This window comes from Pantoea sp. MHSD4, from assembly GCF_021043305.1.
Lineage (GTDB): Bacteria > Pseudomonadota > Gammaproteobacteria > Enterobacterales > Enterobacteriaceae > Pantoea > Pantoea eucalypti.
In genome coordinates, this window is sequence record NZ_JAJNDH010000004.1 from 21,699 (window position 1) to 40,182 (window position 18,484).

Sequence of the window (18,484 nt, forward strand, 5' to 3'; positions counted from 1 at the left end):
CAACGAAATGGTGAGTAATCAGCCTGTAGTATTACTATCCAAAAGGATAGAGCATTTCTGCACGCTTAACAGATAATATGGATAACCTTGAGATGACGCTTGTACATTTCGTTTTTCATACTGGTAATGACCCATTTTATCCCACCACAAATACTCTAAGCCACCAGGGGGCCAGAAGAGGAGCCTGATGTGTGTGCCAGGCGTTCAGGCACCTCATTGCCTCACTGAACCGAGCAAATGCCATCTCGTAGCAGACTCAACGTTGCATATTCCGTCAGCGGATTCTGGCTTAAACAGGATTGTCGATTCAGGCAATTCCTGAGTGTTTAACTTTTTGGGAAAGTTAACAAGGCAGTTCCAGAAGTCTTCTGAACGACACATAGCAACAAGTTAGACTTTAAAGCCCATAAAATCATATAGATGAAATCGTTATGTTTTAACTTTTATAACGCTTTGATCTTCTTTTCACCTCAGATAACGCTGTCTTTTATCCTGATCTTCCCCGAATCGCCAAAAAGCTGCTAAACCTAAAAGCAGAGATACGCGTGTAAAGATTAGGGTTATCACCATTTCCCCGATTTCACTCCCGTCATAAAAATACCAATAAAAACCATCTTTTAGCCCACAACAATGGGAAGCAGACAATGTCGGAACAAATATCGCTAACAATGCAGGTCAATGGCCAGTCGCAGCAGATGCAGGTCGATCCGCGAGTCACCCTGCTCGATGCACTGCGCGAGCATCTGAACCTGACCGGCACTAAAAAAGGGTGCGACCAGGGACAATGCGGTGCCTGCACGGTGCTGATTAATGGTCAGCGGGTGCTGAGTTGCCTGACGCTGGCGGTGCAGGCAAACGGCGCTGAAGTCACCAGCATTGAAGGCCTGGCCTCCACCGAAGGTGAATTGCATCCGGTTCAGCGCTGCTTTATGGAAAATGATGCCTTCCAGTGTGGCTACTGCACGCCGGGCCAGATTATGTCCGCTGTCGCCTGTATCAAAGAGGGCCACGCCGGTTCAGATGATGAGATCCGTGAATATATGAGCGGCAATCTCTGCCGTTGCGGGGCTTATCCGCACATCGTCGATGCGATTAAACAGGCCGCTGCTGAGATGGCGAAGGAGTCCGCATGAATGAATTCAGCTGGAAAATCGCGCAGACGCCTCAGGACGCCGCATCCCTTAAACAGCAGTCAGGCAGTCAGTTGCTGGCGGGCGGCACCACGCAGCTCGATCTGATGAAGTGTGGCGTCTTCACGCCACCCCAGTTAATTGGTATCAGCGGATTAAGCGAGCTTAAAAATCTGCAGTTTGACGACGATAAAATTACGGCCGGTGCGCTGGTCACGATGAGTCAGTTGGCCGATCATCACGACTGCGAGCAGAATGCACCGGCAATCTACGGCAGCCTGTGGCAGGCTGCGTCTCCTCAGATTCGTAATATGGCGACGCTGGGCGGCAATTTACGTCAGCGTACCCGTTGCGCCTATTACCGCGATCCGGCGACCTTTACTGCCTGTAACAAACGCAATCCGGGTTCTGGCTGTGCCGCACTGGATGGCGTTAACAGCAATCATGCCATTCTGGGTGCCAGCGACAGTTGCATTGCGGTTTATCCCGGCGATCTGGCGGTCGCACTGGTGGCATTTGACGCCATTGTGGTCCTGCAGAATCAGCAGGGCGAAACCCGCCGCATCGCAATGGATGATTTCTTCCTGCTGCCAGGTGACACGCCTGATCGTGAGCACGATCTGCGTGATGACGAAATTATTGTGGCGATTGAAGTGCCGCAAACCGACTCTCTTCGGCACTCTCACTACCTTAAAGTCCGCGACCGCAGCTCCTATGAGTTTGCTGCAGCCAGTGCCGCCGCAGGCTTTACGCTGGAGAACGGCGTGATGCGTCAGGTGCATATCGCACTGGGCGGCGTGGCGACCAAACCCTGGCGCGTCAGGTCCGTGGAGCAGGCACTGGAAGGCCAGCCGTTTAATGAAGAGACAGTGTTCCGGGCCGCAGAACTGATTACCCAGGAAGCGCAGGCGCTGGCACACAACGCCTATAAAGCAAAACTGGCGCCGCGTGTCATTGCACGCGCGCTGATGGCAGCAGGAGAAATCGCATGAGTGACGTAAACGACCACGCGCCTCAGGATGCAGTGAAGGCGAACTCAGCTGCAGACAACCCGATTGAAGGGCTGGGCGCCGCTCGCACGCGGGGCGACGGCAAAGTGAAAGTCACTGGTGAAGCGCGTTATGCGGTTGAACATCAGCCGGAAAATCCGCTTTATGGCGTGGTGATCCAGTCTACCGTTGCCAGCGGTCGTATCAGCCGCATGTCAACCGACAAGGCGCAGCAGGCGTCGGGTGTGGTGGCGGTTTATACCCATCTGAACAGCCTGAAGATCAACAAACCTACTGCCATTGCAGATGGGGGCGCGGCGCAGTCAACCTACACCCCGATTCAGGACGATGTGATTATTCACAACGGGCAGAATATCGGTCTGGTGGTGGCAGAGACCTTCGAGCAGGCGACCTATGCCGCCTCGCTGGTTGAAATTGAGTATGAAACCTCACCCGCGCTGATTTTTGCAACTGATGAGGGCGTAGAGCCGAAACCGGTCTCGAAGCAGGATATCAACATGGGCGATGCGCAGGCAGCGATGCAGCAGGCTGAGGTGCGTCTGAGTCAGCGCTACACCACGCCGCGCGAATACAATATGCCAATGGAACCGCACGCCTGTGTGGCGCAGTGGCAGGATGGACGCATCACTGTCTGGGAGCCAAGCCAGTGGGTCGCGGGCGCACAGGTGGAGATCGCCGAGTGGCTGGGCATTGAGGTTGAAGACGTGCGCATCATCTCGCCTTATGTCGGCGGCGGATTTGGTTCAAAGCCAGTGCCCTATACCCACGTCGCGCTGGCGAGTGTGGCGTCGCGGGCGCTTAACCGCCCGATCAAGGTGTCGCTGACCCGTCCGCAGACCTTTACGGGTCTCGGCGGACGTGCTGCTACTTCTCAGCAGCTAGAGCTGGGTGCCTCGCTTGACGGCAAAATCCAGGCGATTATCCAGCGCAGCTTCAGTGAAACGTCACTGATCGACGAATTTGCCGAGAACTGCAGCAAAGTTACAGCGCGTATGTATGCGGTGGAGAACGTCTCCACTCAACATCAGATCAGGCCGATCAACACCGTTACACCGGGATGGATGCGCGCGCCAGGCGAAAACCCCAGCGCCTTTGGACTGGAAGTGGCGATGGATGAGATGGCTTATGCCCTGAACATCGATCCGCTGGAACTGCGTCTGCGCAACTGGGCAGACAAAGATTATCAGCTCGATCTGCCGTGGAGTTCACGCCGACTGAAAGAAGCCTATCAGAAAGGGGCTGAAGCCTTTGGCTGGGACCAGCGGATTATGACGCCGCGTTCAATGCGTGAGGGGCGTGAGCTGATTGGCTGGGGTATGGCCTCCGGCACCTATCCGGTCAATAAGCTGCCCGCAGAAGCGAAAATCATCCTGACGCCGCAGGGCAAATTTGTGGTGCAGTGCGGTGGTGCGGATATCGGCACCGGAACCTATACCATTCTGGCGCAGACTGCTGCCGACATTCTGGGCGTGGCCTCCAGTACCATTGAGGTGCAACTGGGAGATACCGAGTTGCCGCGTACAGGCGTAGCGGGCGGTTCGCAGCTGGCCGGCAACGTGACTGCCGCAGTGGACGACACCGCTAAACGCATGCGCGACCAGTTACTGAAGCTGGCAAGCGAGCTGGCTCAGTCGCCGCTGAAAGGGACACCGGCTTCTCAGCTCACCCTGAAAGGCGACGGCGTGCAGCATACTCAGCACAGCAACCTGGCCGTCTCATTCGCGCAGCTGGCGAGCCTGGCACCGTCGGAGAGTCTCACGGTGAAAGGCGGGACCTTCCCGGATGATATGTCAGAAAGTGAGCGCGATAAGATGGTCCGCAACCTCAATGATGGTACCCGTCCTGAAAAATTCTCTGCTCACAGCTGGAGCGCGCATTTTGTTGAAGTGCGGGTTGATGAAGACTTTGGCACGATTCGGGTAAAGCGGATGGTCGCGGCACTCGACAGCGGCCGTCTCTACAACCCTAAACTGGCGCGCAGTCAGTGGATTGGCGGCATGATCATGGGTGTCGGCCAGGCACTGATGGAAGAGGGCATCATCGAACCGCGTAATGGCCGGGTAATCAATAACAACCTGGCGGATTATCTGGTGCCGGTTAACGGCGATATTCCTGACATTACCACCATCAACGTGGGCGAGCCCGATTTCGAGGCGACTACGATGGGCGGTAAACCCGTGGGTGAACTGGGAATCGTCGGCGTGGCAGCAGCGATCAGCAATGCGGTGTTCCATGCTACGGGTAAGCGTGTTCGCGACCTGCCGATTACGCTCGACAAAATTATCTGAGCCTGTTCCTGACCGGCTGACAGCCGGTCGAATTGTCGTTTACGGGCGTGGGCTGGAGCCTGCGCCCGTTTTGCACGCTGAGCGGAGAAAGAGAGTGAGGATAGCGCTGGTCGTACTGGCCGCCGGGCTGAGTCGCCGTTTTCGCCAGCAGGCAGGCGAGCATAAGCTTCTGGCTGATCTGGAAGGCAAACCGGTGTTGCAACATACACTGGAGCATGCCGCTGCCAGCGGGCTTGACCTGTTCGTCGTCACGCGCCCCGACGCATCGGCAATTCACACGCTCTGCACGCAGGCAACTTTAGTGCTGTGTAACAGCGGCGGACTGGGCGAATCGATCGCTGCCGGTGTTCACGCCAGCCGCGACTACGACGGCTGGCTGATTGCGCTGGGTGATATGCCATTTGTCACGGCGGAAAGCTATCGCGCCGTCAGCGCCGCGCTGGGGGATGCGATGATCGTCAGGCCGTGGATTGAGGGCAGGCCAGGCCATCCGGTCGGTTTTCAGCAGCAATGCTATCCCATGCTGAGCGTGTTGCAGGGCGATGCCGGTCCGCAGGCGATGGTGAAGTCACAGGCGGTCAGGCTGCCACTTCAGGATCGCGGTTGCCTGTGCGATATCGATCTCCCCGCTGATCTGCAGTTAATAAAGGAATTTTCATGATAACGCTGGATCAACGCGTGATTAATGCGGCATTGAGTAGTTGCCAGGCAGGTCAGAATGTCTGGCTCTGTACGGTGCTGCGTACCTATGGCTCTTCGCCGCGCGCGCCGGGCACGCTGATGGCAGTCAATGAAGCCGGAGCGTACTGCGGCTCACTGTCGGGCGGCTGCATAGAAGAGGATTTTCTGGCGCAACTGGCGGCGGGTGCTTATCGAGCCAGCAGTCAGCGTGTGCGCTATGGTGAGGGCGGAATTCGGCCTGACGTTAATTTGCCGTGCGGCGGTAGTCTGGAGATCGCCATTGAATATTTGCCGCCTGATGACGCTACGCTGGCATTGCTGACGGCAATGCAACGCGCATTGAGCGGGCAACAGCCGATGGTGAAAATGATACGGCCTGGTGAACGCGCACAATGGGAAGTTATCGCCAGCGATCGTGTGCTGCCTGAGCTGGATGCCAGCGAGGCGCAGATGTTGCTGCCTGTTGGCGCGATACCGGAATTGCTGATCGCGGGCTACTCAACCGTAGCCTATGAGTGCATCCGGCTTGGGCAGATCCTGGGTTTTCATGTGCGGGTCTGTGAGCACCGCCCGGAGATGCTCTCAGAGCTGGAGAGCCACTTCAGCGGCGCGGACAATGTGACGCTGGTGTCACAGCATCCGGCGCGCTGGCTGGAGCTGAACGGGGCGCACGCTGCGGTGGCAATTGTGGCACTGACCCACGATCCGCGCATTGATGACCTGACGATGATGGAAGCGATTGCCACACCCGCGTTCTATATCGGTATTATGGGCTCGGTGAAAAACAGCGAGAAACGGCGCGCGCGACTCCAGCAGATCGCCGGTCTGGATCGGACGGAACTGGACCGCATCCATGCGCCCATTGGTCTGCCCATCGGCAGCAAAACGCCGGCGGAAATTGCGCTTTCGGTGATGGCAGATATCGTTCGGGTAAAAAATCGCGGACTGTCAGCGGCCTGATTCCGGTTTCACTTCGGGTGCCAGTCTGTAGAGGTAGCTGCCCGAATAGGGGATTGGCAGGAAATTACGGAACAGCTGCCGTAGTGTCTGTTCAGGATCGACGTCATGAAACAGCTGCGGGTAGAGCGTGGTCGCAAAGAATTCGGTTGCTACTACGTGCCAGGGACTGAGGTAAAAGTTGTGCCAGATAGCACCGGCATGACCGTCGCGCAGTGCGGTGAGCTGCTTCAGGGCATTCTGCTTACCTGTCAGTGCCAGCAGGCTCTGTCGGGTCTGCGCTGCGGTGACAGCGGGGCCAAGTTTTAACGCACCCACTTCATCTGCGCTGCCAGTGCCGGTAGCAAAGTAGTAATCCGGCTGAGCAGCGATCACACTTTCCTCACTCAGCCGCCCGAACACACCTTTGATCTGCTCACTGGCTATATTTTTGCCACCCGCAAACGTCAGAAGCTCACCCAGATTGCCGTTTACCGAGGTGACACAACATTCACTGCGCCGTCCCAGGTGTAACTGCAACAGCACGGATGGCTTCGGGCCGTGATAACCCGCCAGACGACTCGCAATGCGCTGCATGTGGCTGCGGTAGAAGCGATTAAAGTCAGCCGCACGCTGGGGTTGATTCAGTACTTCGCCCAGTAGCGTGATGCTGCGCTCAGTATTTTTTAGCAAATCAACCCGCAGATCGATCTTCACCACCGGGATATTCGCCGCCGCGAGCATTTTCTCCAGTACCAGGCCGCTTTCACTGCCGCGTGCCAGCTGTGGCAGGATGACCACGTCAGGCTTTAGCGCGATAACCTGTTCGGGATTCATGTCATTAACGCCATCCAGGCCCAGTACCGGAATAGCGTCCATCTGCGGGAACTGGCGGGCAAAAATCTGCCAGGTCTGAGGATCATACTTTTTCAGATCCTGCGGCCAGCCAGCGATATTTTGCAGAGGATTGCCGGGTGTCAGCAGCGCAACGCTGTAGAGCATCCGGCTTTCACCCAGCACAATACGCTGCGGATGGTCAGGAATGGTGACCTGGCGACCGGTAATATCGGTCAGCGTGCGGGCGTGTACGCCCGCGCTGACCAGCATCACGCCGAGCATCAGCAATGCAGAACGAAGTGATTTAAAATTCAACACGGGCCTGTACCATCAGATTGCGGGTTTCGCCTTCACGGACGCGCAGATTGCCGCCGCTTGAGGTGTAATAGTGCTGGTTAAACAGGTTATTAATGTTCAGACGCAGCTCCGTTTTTTCGCCGAACAGGCGGTTTTTCCATGCGACGAAGCTGTCAGCCACTACGTAGTCGGGCAGGGTGAAGCTGTTGTCGGGATCGCCTGCACGACTGCCGACATATCGCGCACCGCCGCCGAGCCGCAGCGAGCCGGGCAGGCCGCTGACCTGCATTTCATGACTCAGGTAAAGCGCACCGGCATGACGCGGGGCATTCTGCAGACGGTTACCGTTGTTATCCGGATTAACCCGGTCACTGATAATTTCTGCCTGATCGTAGCTGTAGTTCGCACTCAAATCCCAGCCAGGCGCAATTTCGCCATTCAGCTCAAACTCAGCACCGGTCGAACGGGCTTTATCAATGGCTCGCGTGCTGCCATTAATATTCAGCGACATCGACCTTTCATCGATACGGTAGAGCGCCACGGTGGCGAGGAGTTTCGGCGACAGCTGCCATTTGCTGCCCACTTCCCAGCTGGTTCCCTGCTCAGGTTTGCCGACGTTACCCTCATCATCCACATCCGTTGAAGGCGTGAAAGATTTGCTGACGCTGGTGTAGAAAGAGAGGTCAGGCGTAAGTTTGTAGATGACTCCCGCCTGCGGCAGAAACTTATTGCCCTCATCGTTCAGGGTTTCAATCTCCGGATTAAAACCGCGCGAGGCACGCTGCTCATAATGCTGATAACGACCACCCAGTACCACAATCCAGTCCTGTGTCAGTGAAATGCTGTCTTTAGCGTAGAGCGACCGGCTATGGATACGGTTCAGGTTATTAGCCGCAGCGGTGTTCTCTGTGCTGGCGTCTGTGACCGACGACAGCATGTCATAGTCGGGATTGAAGTAAATGAACTGGCGATTGACCTTGCCCTGATACTGATGAGCACGATAAGTCTGGTTCATCTCATAGTCGGTGCCCGCCACCAGCGCGTGCTGCATCCCCAGGATTTCCGGGTTGCCCATCAGATCCCAGCTTACATATTTGGTTTTGTGGTTAAACCCGCGATTAGCATCGGCCCGACGTGTCACCACGCCGCTGGTGGCATTCACCGCCGTTACGCGCACTTCATTATTATCATATTGCCGCTGGTTCCAGCCAAGCGTTAACCGGGTGCGCCACTCATCATTAAACTGCCAGTCATAATGGGCATTCAGGGTTCTGTTATGGCCCCAGGCATGGTTAGCTTTATCATCCAGACGATCTTTGTAGCCAATATCAATCGGCTTGCCGTCGATAAACGCGGTGCCACGATCGTAGGGAATATCATAGCGATAGTCCGCATAGCTGATCAGAAAGCTGGCCTGCTCGCCGAACCACTGCAGCGATGGCGCAAGTAGTGTGTGCTCTTCATTGCCAAAGTTGCGCCAGTAATCCTGATTCTGCTTTTCGGCGATTAGCCGGAAGGCAAAACCGTTGCCCAACGGACCGGTGACATCCACCGTGCCAGCACCGCCACCCTCACTGGCATACCGTCCGGTGACGCTGGAGTGCCAGTTATACTGCGGCTTTTTACTGACCACATTGATAACGCCACCCGGATTCTGAATGCCATACAGCAGGGAAGAGGAACCTTTCAGCACCTCAACCCTTTCAGTCGTCGCATCAAAATTGAGACCCTGGCTGCTGCGGATACCATCCCGGTAAATCGACCCATCGGCGTTGCTGCCAAAACCGCGCCGTACAAAGCCATCTTCGGTGCCTGCCAGCGTGTTCGCCTCCGAGACGCCACTGACAAAGCGCATCGCATCTGCCAGTGAGCTGGCCTGAAAATCCTCCAGTTGCTGCTGCGTGACCACGCTGACCGACTGCACCTCATCGAGTCGCGCGGTGGGCATTTTGCTGGCAACGCTGGTCTCGCTGGCGCTGTAATTTCCCTCTGGACTGGCATCCGCGGTCACGGTCATATCCGGTGCGCTGTCGGTTGCTGCACTGACCTGTGGCAGCATCATGCTGCCGAAAATCGCCATGACCAGAGCAGGGTGTCGGGCCGGATATCGTGTGTCTTTGTTTTTCATTTTTTTTCGTGTCTGTTACTGGCAGTTTCTGAAGCTAATACGCCCTGATGGCTGTCGGTCATGCAGGGCTTCCCTGGAGGTGGTCTGCAATATGCAGCGCTTTAAGCAGAGGAGAAGCACATCAGCGTTCAGACATCATGACGTTGCCCGGACGACAACACTTCTCATCTGTAATTGAGAATCATTCAATCATCAGGTAATGTAGTAGTAAACAAAATTTTAAGACTTTTTACTACATTTTTATCGCGTCACTTTTTATAAAAAAACAGTTCAGATATGATTTTATATTGTTGATAATAATGATTATTTATTTGTTATGAGATATGAAAATAGCGTTTAATCCCTGGCTTTTTCAGGTGAAATCTAAAGCGGAATGAGGCTTCCACTACATTTTTGAGGCCTGAAATTGTCACGCCTGGATCAGACCGGGAGTGAGCATTACAGATTTGTAAGGTCAGCAGCAGGAGCAGCATGAAACAGAACAGACCCGTTAAAAACAGAGTGGATGTGGTCGCTGAACGCCTTCGTGCCCGCGAAAAACAGCTTTCTCCGCGTCTGCTGGCCGTAGCGCGCTATATCGATCAACAGCGGGAAACGGTACTGGAGAGCACCGCGCTTGAGATCGCCGTAGCGAATCACACCTCTGATGCCACTGTGATCCGCGCTATTCAGGCTCTGGGTTTTAGCGGTCTGCGCGACCTCAAACAGACGCTTAAGGCCTGGTTTGGTCCCTCGCTGACTTCAGAAGATAAGATGATCACCACCGTCAGTGAGGTGACCAGCGATGTGAACAGCGCCATCGACTTTGTGCTGGATGGTCATCGTTATGCCTGTGAGGTGCTGTCGCAACCGCATAATCGGGTGGCGGTAGCGGATGCCGTCGCGCTGCTGGGCGAAGCGCGGGAAGTCGCTATCTTTGGCATTAATGCCTCGGGGATTCTTGCGGACTACAGCGTGCGGCTGCTAAACCGTATTGGTCTCCCCGCCTTCTCCCTGAATCGCGCCGGTATTGCACTGGCAGAACAAATGCTGGCGCTTCAGCGCGGCGATGTGCTGGTGATGATGGCCCAGCAGTCTGCACACCGCGAAGGCACGGCCGTGGTGCGAGAAGCAAAGCGGCTCGACATCCCGGTTATTCTGCTGACTAATGCCACCGACTCCTTTTTTGCGAGAGAAGCGGATGTGGTGATCAATGTGCCCCGTGGCGGTGAGAAGGGACGCATTCCCCTGCACGGCACGATTATGGTTTGCCTGGAGATGCTAATCCTGTCGGTGGCTTCCACGCTGCCGCAGCGCACGGTGAAAACTATGAAGCGTTTACAGGATCTCAATCGCGGGTTGAAACCCGTCAGCAAAAAGTAGTCATCATTACTGAGCCGAAGCGGTATGCCTTTCAGGTTAACCGGATTTTCCGGCTCATCTTTAAGCCAAATTTTTCGGCTTTGCGACCGCGATCGCGTCTTTTCTGCCGCCCATTTTCTGAGACGACTACGCTTACAGCTTGCTGCGCCAGTGGGTGCGGTTACGACGCTTTTTTTCTCAAAATTTTGATTTGTGCGGAGCTGCTGATGAAACCCCTTCACGCGCAATACCTTTTCTGCTGTGCGACCCTGAGCCTGTTGTCCCCGTTACCTGCTGCGGCATGGAGCGATCTCACCGTGTTTGGCGATAGCCTGAGTGATGGCGGCAACGTAGGCCGCTTTACCTACGATGGCGCGACTCATCCGCTTTATGACGAGATTCTGGCGCAGTCGCTGGGCGATACCCTGCGTCCCTCATCCCTGGGTGGTAACAACTATGCCGAGGGTGGCGCGGTTGCAGTGCCGGCGATCAATCCGCTGTTTAATACTCAGGATCAACTTGATAGCTATCTTGCGGCGCGTGGGGGACGGGCTGACCCGAACGGTCTCTACATTCACTGGATTGGTGGTAATGATCTGGCGGCGGCAGCCCTGGCGCCGCTGGCTGCACAGCAGATCGTGGATAACAGTGCCAGTGCAGCGGCCTCACAGGTCAGCCGGTTGCTGAATGCCGGGGCCGGAACGGTGATTGTGCCGACGGTGCCGAATGTGGGAGCAACGCCTGCTTTGTTGCAGGCGATATTGCAGGTACTTGGCCCGGCTGCGCAACCCGCGACGGCGGCGCTGTTTCAGTCGCTGAGCACCACCACCACGCCTGACCGGGCCGCAAGAGAGCAGGCGATTGAAACCGCGCTAAACGAGGCGGCAGGACAGGTCTCTTCGATTCCACTTATCCGGGATGCTCTTGCGCAACAGCTGATTGCTGCCTGGCAATTACTGAGTCAGGAGGCTGCGACACTGACCGATCGTTACAATCAGGCTGAAGAGCAGGGTCTGCTGACAGCACGCGGGAACATCGCGCGGGTGGATATCAATGGCCTGTTTAATGAGGTGATTGATAATCCGCGTCTGTATGGACTCAGCAATACGGCGGGCATGGCTTGCCCGCCAGGTGTCTCATCAATGGACTGCACCTCCTCGACGCCTGGATTTTCTCAGTCACAGCAATATCTGTTCGCCGACCGGCTGCATCCCAGCCCGGCAGTGCATGCGCTGATCGCCGATTATATTGAGTCGGTGCTGAATGCGCCGCTGCAGGTGGCGGCGCTAGCTCAGGCACCGTCGATGCTGGTGGGCGATGCGCATAACACGCTCGACGGTCATCTGCAGCAGCAGCGTCAGCAGCCCGCCAGCGCTGGCGAGTTTACTGTGTTCGGCGGTTATGCCGGGCAACAGCGAGATTTTCGCGGTGACAGCCTGCCTGATGGCGATGCCACCAGCGCCACTGGCACCGTAGGTGTGGGCTATCAGCTGACCGATCACTGGCAGGCCGGCGCGATGCTTTCCGCCACCTCGCAACGCCAGGATCCTTCGTCGCGCTTTGATTACCGTTTACGCGGCAATCTGGTGGCGCTCTGGAGTCAGTTCAATTATCTCGATGGCGGATGGATTAATGCGGATGCCCATTATGCCGATCTCAACTTTGATGATATTGAGCGTCAGATCAGGCTGGGACCCGCGACACGTACTGAAAAGGGCAGCAGTGATGGCAAAGTGCTGGGAATGCGGGTACAGACCGGCTGGGATTTGCCGCTGGGTCGCTATGTCTCCACCGGCCCGATGGCAAGCTATGCGCTGGATTACACCCAGGTCGATGGGTATAAAGAAGAGGGGAACAGCAGTACTTCTATGCGCTTTGGCGACCAGACACTGCATTCCCAAATCGGCTCCGTCGGCTGGCGTATCGACAGTAAGGATTTGTTAATCAATCCCTGGGCGCAGGTCAGCTATAACCACCAGTTTGGTGATACCGACTCTGCCGTCACCGCCGGACTGAAATCGACACGCACCGCCTTTACCCGCAACAGCGGCTCGCGTGACGATAACTGGATCGATATGGCGGTCGGGGCGAGTGTGCCGATTGGCGCATCGGTCAATGCCTTTGCGGGCGTCTCAGCAGTGGCAGGCAACAGCGACACGCATCAGGTGACATGGAACGTCGGACTTAACGCCCGCTTTTAACTGCTCTGCTTTAAACTCTGTCGTCTGTCATTACGCAAAGAGGTAATGGCTGACGACATCTGAACCTGTCAGGGATTGGAGATCCCCGCATCGCGGTGTGCTAACGTAACGGCTCTGTTCAGGAGCCGGAGGGCATCATGATTGTCAGACAGGCATCGCCCGAAGAGGCGCACACGTTATGGAATATCCGTAATCTGGCTATTCGCCACGGCTGCCAGCACGTTTATCCTCCCGATGTCCTTGCCGCCTGGACGCCGGACCGCATGCCCGCCAGCTTTCCTGCGATGATTCGCGTGAATCCCTTCTTCGTGATTGATGGCCCGGACGGCGTGCCGGTGGCGACAGGATCGCTTGATCTCGCTGCCGCCAGTGTCGAAGCCATTTTTACGCTGCCAGGCTTTGCCGGACAGGGAATGGCGGGCCGGATCATTGACACTATCAAAGCGGAGGCGCTGCAGCGTGGATATCGCCGCTTAACGCTTGAGTCGACGCCAAACGCCGTGAGCTTTTATGAGCAGCATGGTTTCCGGCCGCTGGGAGAAAGTCTTTATCCGTCAAAGCTGGCGGGCTGCGCGTTGCGTTGTATGGAGATGTCGATTGACCTGTAAATGCGGACCACGGCCAGGCGGGCAAAAAGTGGCAAAAGTTTCCCGTACAAAGGCTTCGCAAGCCCCCCACCGGTAAGGTATAGTCCGCGTTTTTTGGAGGAATCATGCTGACTGACTCATCAACTCGTCTCAATAAATACATCAGCGAGAGCGGCATCTGCTCTCGTCGTGACGCCGATCGTTATATCGAGCAGGGCAACGTTTTCATTAACGGCAAACGCGCCTCTGTGGGCGCGCAGGTATTTGCAGGCGATGTGGTGAAAGTGAATGGTCAGCTGATCGAGCCGCGCGACGAAGACGATTTGGTGCTGATTGCCCTGAACAAGCCCGTCGGGATCATCACCACGATGGAAGAAGGCGAGCGCGATAACATCAGCGACTTCGTCAATCACAGCAAGCGCGTCTTCCCGATTGGCCGACTCGATAAAGATTCTCAGGGCCTGATTTTCCTCACCAATCATGGCGATCTGGTCAACAAGATACTGCGGGCCGGTAACAATCACGAAAAAGAGTATGTCGTGACTGTCGACAAGCCGATCACCGATGAATTTATTGCCGGGATGAGCGCAGGCGTGCCGATGCTGGGCACGGTGACCAAAAAATGCAAAGTGAAAAAGGAAGCCCCGTTTGTCTTCCGCATTACCCTGGTTCAGGGGCTGAATCGCCAGATCCGTCGTATGTGTAAGCATTTCGGCTTTGAAGTGACGAAGCTTGAGCGTACCCGCATCATGAACGTCAATCTCAAAGGGTTACCGCTGGGTGAATGGCGCGATCTCACCGACGACGAACTCGTAGAGCTGTTTAAACTGCTGGAGAACTCCTCGTCAGAAGACAAACCGGCGAAGAAAGCCAAAGCCCCGGCGAAAGCTGCCGCCGCGAGTAAGCCACAGAAGCGTGCCGCTAAACCGGCTGAAAAAGCCGATGCGAATGGTGCTTCACGCAAGCGCTTTGTGCAGCCGGGACGTAAGAAGAAAGGGCGCTAAAATCTTCCTGAGGCAGAGAGCGATATTCCCGCTCTCTGCGCTTTACCGTTTTATCACGGAATCATTCGCGATGACCGGAAGTGGGCAAACAGATCGCAGAACATCTCATCCGTTGCACGATAACCGTTAAAACCTGCCCGACGCAGCTTGCTGCCGTCGCCAAACATGTCGTAATTCCAGCCAAAGACAAAATCAGCGAAAGTCCCGTCACTCAGCGCCAGAATATCGGCCTCGACGAGTGTGTTATCTGCAGCGATGTCTCGCCACAGCGTACGATAGTCCCTGAACATCTGGCGGAAAGAGAGTGAAACGGGCGGCGCGATATCCAGCGCAAACCATTCTGCAATGACAGGCCACAGCTCGCTCCAGCGCCAGAGATCGCCGTTGTTAATATTAAACGCCTGATTGCGTGCGTCAGCGTTGCGCGCTGCCCAGATCGTGGCGTCAGCCAGCAATGCCGCATCGGTAAAATCCACCATACTGTTCCAGGTTTCCAGCGAACCCGGGAAGCGTAAAGGCAGCTGAGCTGCACGACAGATTGAAGCATAGATTGCCAGACTCAGCGCCAGATTCATGACGTTGCCTGACCGGTCACTGCCGACCACGCCGGGCCGTGGTGCGCTCCAGTGCCAGGCTTTACCCTGCTGTTGTGCGCTCAGCCAGTTCAACTGAGCGGCGTTGAATTCGGCACCGGGCACGCCGGGATCGCTTTCCCGCGCCGGCGTCTTAAATCGTCCGAGATGGGCGCCATACACTTTGTATCCCTGCATCAGGCTGACATGCTCAAGCGGAGCGATATTTTCAAGGGTTTGCACCAGATTTTGCAGCATGGCGAGATTTGGACCGACCATCGACTCCCAGTCGGCGGCATTCAGCCATGCGCTGTAAAAGATATGGGTCACATCAGTCAGTGAGGCCAGCCGTTCATGGCTCTGCTGCACGTCGCGCAAATCCACCGCGATAACCTCGGTTCCGCTTATCGCCAGGTCTGACTGATGCGTCAGCGCGGTCACCTGCCACTGATCGGCCACCAGCGCCTGGCTGAGTTGCTGGCCGATAATCCCGCTGGCCCCTGCTACCAGCGCAACCTTTTTATCCTGCGTCATTTTCATGATCATTACCCTGTTAAGAGAGAAGCCGCATTCTCACCTGCGCGTTATTCTGATTAAATCCCCTGAACCGGATATCACTTATCAGGAAAATCAATAAATGCAGAACAAACTGACTGCGATTCAGACCTTCGTCCGTGTAGCGGAAGCGGGATCCTTCTCAGCGGCGGCACGGCAAAATGGCATGAAGCAGTCGGCGGTGAGCCAGCAGATCGCTGCACTTGAGGAGGCATTGGGCGTGGTGCTGCTACACCGAACGACGAGAAAAATGGCGCTCACGGAGCAGGGTCAGCACTATCTGCAGCAGGTCAGGCAACTGCTCAGTGCGATGGAGGAACTTGAACAGCAATTACGGCCTGGCACGCAGCCGCTTCACGGCAAACTGCATATTCAGCTGCCGAGCGGCATAGGGCACCGGTTGATGCCGCATCTGATCGCCTTTCAGCAGGCGCATCCTGCGCTGCAGCTGAATATCGCGCTTGAGGATCGTCTTTCAGATCTCATTGCGGAGGGCGTTGATGTGGCGATCCGCCTTAGCGAGTCACCGCCCGCCACGCTGGCGGCTCGTTCGCTGATCACGGTTGAAACCATACTGGTGGCTTCCCCTGAGTGGATAGCGCAAAACGGTATGCCGGAAACGCCCGATGACTTACAGCGGCATCCTCACATACGTTTTAGCGGTATTTCGCCTGATGCGCCGCTGCAGCTGGTGTCCGGGATGACAAGTGTGTCTGTTCCCGTGAAAAGCGTGTTTCGTTCTAACAACAGTGAGGCGTTAATGCAGGCCCTTGAGGCGGGACTGGGGATCGGCGGATTACAGCTGCTGATTGGCGCAGACGCGCTGGCATCCGGCAGGCTGGTACGGGTTTTACCGGACTGGCGACTTCCTGACCGCTATCTTTATGCCGTTTTCCCGGACGCCCGTTTTATCCCTGATAAGGTTCGTAAGCTGGTGGCGGAAGTGAGTGAGTTGATACGTGAAGCAGGCCAGAGCATCAGTTAACAGCATTAAGAAAAGAGAATAAGTTCTGCCCCCAACCTAAGGATAGCCTGTCACCTGAGTGGGATGGTGATAGACATGGACTGATTATTTGTTGAGCCTTCCGGCTACCAGAAGCACCGGGCTCACATCATAGTGACGATCAGTTCAGACTGTTTCAGAACAACGACACTTTTCACCCTGATCAGGGCGTGGCAGGATAAGCGCAATCTATCAAGGAGTGTGCCTGATGTTACTGAAGGGTATGAACGATCCGCTGCTGAAAGCGTATCAGCACCCAAAATCGCGGATGATGATCAGCCGTTTCAGGGGACTGGCGGGAGATCGAAAACTCAGTGACTGGCAGGCATTCTGTATTCTGGTCACCGGCTTCACCAATTACTGGTTTGTACAGGCGGGTCACTTCACCATCAATGTTACTCTGACCAAAACCCGCCAGTTCGATTTCCTCCAGGATTTTCTGCATTTCACCGTCACGCTGGATGGATTGATTGGGGATGAACATTTTCGCACGCCTGACTTTGTGCTGCCGCATTACGATGTGCCGTATGAATTCTGTCGCTGGCGCAATAAGCGTGGCTATGACGCGTTAACTACCTATATCAGTAAACAGGGCGTGAAATCCCATAAAGGCATGTTTGTTACCTCAGAAGGGATATCTCCTGATGAGAAGGTGATGAAATGGGAAGGGGTGGTGAACGTCTATGACAAAACCTTTTTCAGTATCGCTAACTTCAATACAACCCAGGCGTTCCTGATCAAGGACATCAGCCGGGCTATTCAGGAAGGATTACTGAAGCATCTGAGTTTTTACCGCGATCTGTTTCACTATATCTTCCCGACTCCGGCGGAAGCGCGGTTGCAGGCGCGTGATGACAGGCGCTATCTCACAAAGAAATAGCGCCTGGACCTCTCTGCTTTATTCCAGGGCGTTAACCGCTAAACGGCTGCGCACGCTGCGGTTAACTGACCCGTTACAGATTTACCACTTCATTTCGCCAGTATTCACTTTAGCGCTGAGTTCCAGTGATGCCGGCTCAGCCAGTTTCGGCCAGGCCGTATTCATGGCGGCAATCACGCCAGCTGAGGTTTTGTGCTGTGACAATGCCGTTTCAAAACTCTTCAGGTAATTCAGTGTGAAATCCATAGCCTGGGAACCCTCAGGACGTGCCCCGAGGTAGTGACCAGGAATGACATTCGTTGCGTTCAGCGTCTTCATTTCTGTCAGGATATGACGCCATTCTGCACGGCTCTTAACGGTCTGGGTGTCAGCGGTCCAGACATGAATACCGGAAGCAAGGCCCGTACCGCCCAGAATGGTGCGCACAGAAGGGATCCATACGTAGGCAGCGTACTGCTCAGGATGACGCAGTTCCAGCACCTCGCCGTCGACGCTAAAGCGTGTCTGGTGAGTCACTTCAGGAACAAACACTTTATCCGGCGCGCCCTGCTTCATCTGAGGACCCCAGTATTTCAGTTTGGCATCATGCGTCTGCTGGATATGCTTCACGACCGCAGGCGCGGCAACCACTTTCACATCCGGCCAGGCCTTAACAATCGGTTCCAGACCAAAGTAAAAATCAGGATCGCCAGAGGTGATCACCACTTCCTTCAGCTTTTTACCGCTCTTTTTAATCATCTCCACCAGTTTCTCACCGTCCTGGGTGCTGAACTGTGCATCAAAAAGAATCGCTTCGGTTGGCCCGGAAACCAGTGTGGAAGAGACAGGGAAAATGCCTTTCTCCTGCGGATTATAGGTTTCCAGTTGCAGAGTGGCGGCGCTAGCGGAAGCCGAAGCCAGAATTAACATCACAGGTAACAGTGTGGTTTTCATTGTGAATCCTCAGAAGTAAAGGCCCGCTTCAGGCATCTGCATCGGGCGTTGTTCAGTGTCGATGGCGCTATTCTACGCCTCTCGCCATCTGATAGAATTCC

General features: G+C 55.5%; 15 protein-coding genes. 11 read left to right on the top strand and 4 right to left on the bottom strand.

Annotated features, from left to right (window positions below):
• The first annotated feature begins 644 nt into the window (after window positions 1-644).
• The 5 genes from LQK91_RS13110 to LQK91_RS13130 all read left to right on the top strand — a co-directional run bounded on the left by LQK91_RS13110 (window position 645) and on the right by LQK91_RS13130 (window position 6,069).
• Window positions 645-1,133 carry a (2Fe-2S)-binding protein gene (locus tag LQK91_RS13110; RefSeq protein ID WP_008924558.1) on the top strand — a complete coding sequence of 163 codons (489 nt, stop codon included), beginning with the start codon at window positions 645-647 and terminating at the stop codon, window positions 1,131-1,133.
• A complete protein-coding gene (locus LQK91_RS13115; RefSeq protein ID WP_003848134.1) occupies window positions 1,130-2,122 on the top strand; it encodes an FAD binding domain-containing protein in 993 nt (330 codons plus the stop codon). The genes LQK91_RS13110 and LQK91_RS13115 overlap by 4 nt, the downstream gene beginning before the upstream one ends.
• Window positions 2,119-4,428, top strand: coding sequence for a xanthine dehydrogenase family protein molybdopterin-binding subunit (locus tag LQK91_RS13120; protein ID WP_105099809.1), 2,310 nt, complete (start codon window positions 2,119-2,121; stop codon window positions 4,426-4,428). The genes LQK91_RS13115 and LQK91_RS13120 overlap by 4 nt, the downstream gene beginning before the upstream one ends.
• A 94-nt stretch (window positions 4,429-4,522) precedes the next feature.
• Entirely contained in the window at window positions 4,523-5,089 is a 567-nt protein-coding gene (locus LQK91_RS13125; RefSeq protein WP_105099808.1) for a nucleotidyltransferase family protein, read from the top strand.
• Window positions 5,086-6,069 (top strand): XdhC family protein, encoded by a 984-nt coding sequence (locus tag LQK91_RS13130; RefSeq protein WP_105099807.1) that lies wholly within the window; start codon window positions 5,086-5,088, stop codon window positions 6,067-6,069. Before LQK91_RS13125 ends, LQK91_RS13130 begins: the two co-directional genes overlap by 4 nt.
• Here the strand turns inward: LQK91_RS13130 and LQK91_RS13135 are convergent.
• Both LQK91_RS13135 and LQK91_RS13140 read right to left on the bottom strand, forming a co-directional pair.
• On the bottom strand, window positions 6,058-7,152 hold the full coding sequence (locus tag LQK91_RS13135) for an ABC transporter substrate-binding protein (protein WP_187513437.1): 1,095 nt from the start codon (window positions 7,150-7,152) through the stop codon (window positions 6,058-6,060). The two genes, LQK91_RS13130 and LQK91_RS13135, sit on opposite strands and share 12 nt — an antisense overlap.
• Window positions 7,153-7,186: 34 nt before the next feature.
• Window positions 7,187-9,307 carry a TonB-dependent siderophore receptor gene (locus tag LQK91_RS13140; RefSeq protein WP_105099805.1) on the bottom strand — a complete coding sequence of 707 codons (2,121 nt, stop codon included), beginning with the start codon at window positions 9,305-9,307 and terminating at the stop codon, window positions 7,187-7,189.
• A gap of 471 nt (window positions 9,308-9,778) precedes the next feature.
• Here LQK91_RS13140 and LQK91_RS13145 point away from each other — a divergent pair, with 471 nt between their 5' ends.
• The 4 genes from LQK91_RS13145 (at window position 9,779) to rluF (ending at window position 14,440) form a co-directional block, all read left to right on the top strand.
• Complete coding sequence (locus LQK91_RS13145) at window positions 9,779-10,669, top strand: MurR/RpiR family transcriptional regulator (protein ID WP_003848148.1); 891 nt, start codon at window positions 9,779-9,781, stop codon at window positions 10,667-10,669.
• Window positions 10,670-10,875: 206 nt separating this feature from the next.
• Window positions 10,876-12,849, top strand: a complete 1,974-nt coding sequence (locus LQK91_RS13150; protein ID WP_003848149.1) for an autotransporter domain-containing esterase — start codon at window positions 10,876-10,878, stop codon at window positions 12,847-12,849.
• A 137-nt stretch (window positions 12,850-12,986) separates the two neighbouring features.
• Window positions 12,987-13,457, top strand: coding sequence for a GNAT family N-acetyltransferase (locus LQK91_RS13155; RefSeq protein ID WP_003848151.1), 471 nt, complete (start codon window positions 12,987-12,989; stop codon window positions 13,455-13,457).
• A 104-nt stretch (window positions 13,458-13,561) separates the two neighbouring features.
• The gene (rluF, locus tag LQK91_RS13160; RefSeq protein ID WP_003848152.1) at window positions 13,562-14,440 is read left to right on the top strand and encodes a 23S rRNA pseudouridine(2604) synthase RluF; all 879 of its coding nucleotides are present in this window, start codon (window positions 13,562-13,564) and stop codon (window positions 14,438-14,440) included.
• Between the two features lie 53 nt (window positions 14,441-14,493).
• Here rluF and LQK91_RS13165 read toward each other — a convergent pair whose 3' ends face one another.
• Window positions 14,494-15,552, bottom strand: a complete 1,059-nt coding sequence (locus LQK91_RS13165) for an SDR family oxidoreductase (RefSeq protein ID WP_003848155.1) — start codon at window positions 15,550-15,552, stop codon at window positions 14,494-14,496.
• Between the two features lie 97 nt (window positions 15,553-15,649).
• On the opposite strand from LQK91_RS13165, the gene LQK91_RS13170 reads away from it, so the two are divergent.
• Together LQK91_RS13170 and LQK91_RS13175 are read left to right on the top strand one after the other, a co-directional pair.
• Complete coding sequence (locus LQK91_RS13170; RefSeq protein WP_008924567.1) at window positions 15,650-16,552, top strand: LysR family transcriptional regulator; 903 nt, start codon at window positions 15,650-15,652, stop codon at window positions 16,550-16,552.
• A 226-nt stretch (window positions 16,553-16,778) separates the two neighbouring features.
• Window positions 16,779-17,450, top strand: a complete 672-nt coding sequence (locus LQK91_RS13175; protein WP_105099804.1) for a hypothetical protein — start codon at window positions 16,779-16,781, stop codon at window positions 17,448-17,450.
• Between the two features lie 81 nt (window positions 17,451-17,531).
• Here LQK91_RS13175 and LQK91_RS13180 read toward each other — a convergent pair whose 3' ends face one another.
• Entirely contained in the window at window positions 17,532-18,383 is an 852-nt protein-coding gene (locus LQK91_RS13180; RefSeq protein WP_105099803.1) for a Vmh family MBL fold metallo-hydrolase, read from the bottom strand.
• Between the last annotated feature and the right edge of the window lie 101 nt (window positions 18,384-18,484).

What these genes read in the sequence shown, in the direction of transcription:
- LQK91_RS13110 (WP_008924558.1), top strand. Translation starts at nt 645, where the DNA reads ATGTCGGAACAAATATCGCTAACAATGCAGGTCAATGGCCAGTCGCAG.
- LQK91_RS13115 (WP_003848134.1), top strand. Translation starts at nt 1,130, where the DNA reads ATGAATGAATTCAGCTGGAAAATCGCGCAGACGCCTCAGGACGCCGCA.
- LQK91_RS13120 (WP_105099809.1), top strand. Translation starts at nt 2,119, where the DNA reads ATGAGTGACGTAAACGACCACGCGCCTCAGGATGCAGTGAAGGCGAAC.
- LQK91_RS13130 (WP_105099807.1), top strand. Translation starts at nt 5,086, where the DNA reads ATGATAACGCTGGATCAACGCGTGATTAATGCGGCATTGAGTAGTTGC.
- LQK91_RS13135 (WP_187513437.1), bottom strand. Translation starts at nt 7,152, where the DNA reads ATGCTGGTCAGCGCGGGCGTACACGCCCGCACGCTGACCGATATTACC.
- LQK91_RS13140 (WP_105099805.1), bottom strand. Translation starts at nt 9,307, where the DNA reads ATGAAAAACAAAGACACACGATATCCGGCCCGACACCCTGCTCTGGTC.
- LQK91_RS13145 (WP_003848148.1), top strand. Translation starts at nt 9,779, where the DNA reads ATGAAACAGAACAGACCCGTTAAAAACAGAGTGGATGTGGTCGCTGAA.
- LQK91_RS13150 (WP_003848149.1), top strand. Translation starts at nt 10,876, where the DNA reads ATGAAACCCCTTCACGCGCAATACCTTTTCTGCTGTGCGACCCTGAGC.
- LQK91_RS13155 (WP_003848151.1), top strand. Translation starts at nt 12,987, where the DNA reads ATGATTGTCAGACAGGCATCGCCCGAAGAGGCGCACACGTTATGGAAT.
- rluF (WP_003848152.1), top strand. Translation starts at nt 13,562, where the DNA reads ATGCTGACTGACTCATCAACTCGTCTCAATAAATACATCAGCGAGAGC.
- LQK91_RS13165 (WP_003848155.1), bottom strand. Translation starts at nt 15,552, where the DNA reads ATGAAAATGACGCAGGATAAAAAGGTTGCGCTGGTAGCAGGGGCCAGC.
- LQK91_RS13170 (WP_008924567.1), top strand. Translation starts at nt 15,650, where the DNA reads ATGCAGAACAAACTGACTGCGATTCAGACCTTCGTCCGTGTAGCGGAA.
- LQK91_RS13175 (WP_105099804.1), top strand. Translation starts at nt 16,779, where the DNA reads ATGTTACTGAAGGGTATGAACGATCCGCTGCTGAAAGCGTATCAGCAC.
- LQK91_RS13180 (WP_105099803.1), bottom strand. Translation starts at nt 18,383, where the DNA reads ATGAAAACCACACTGTTACCTGTGATGTTAATTCTGGCTTCGGCTTCC.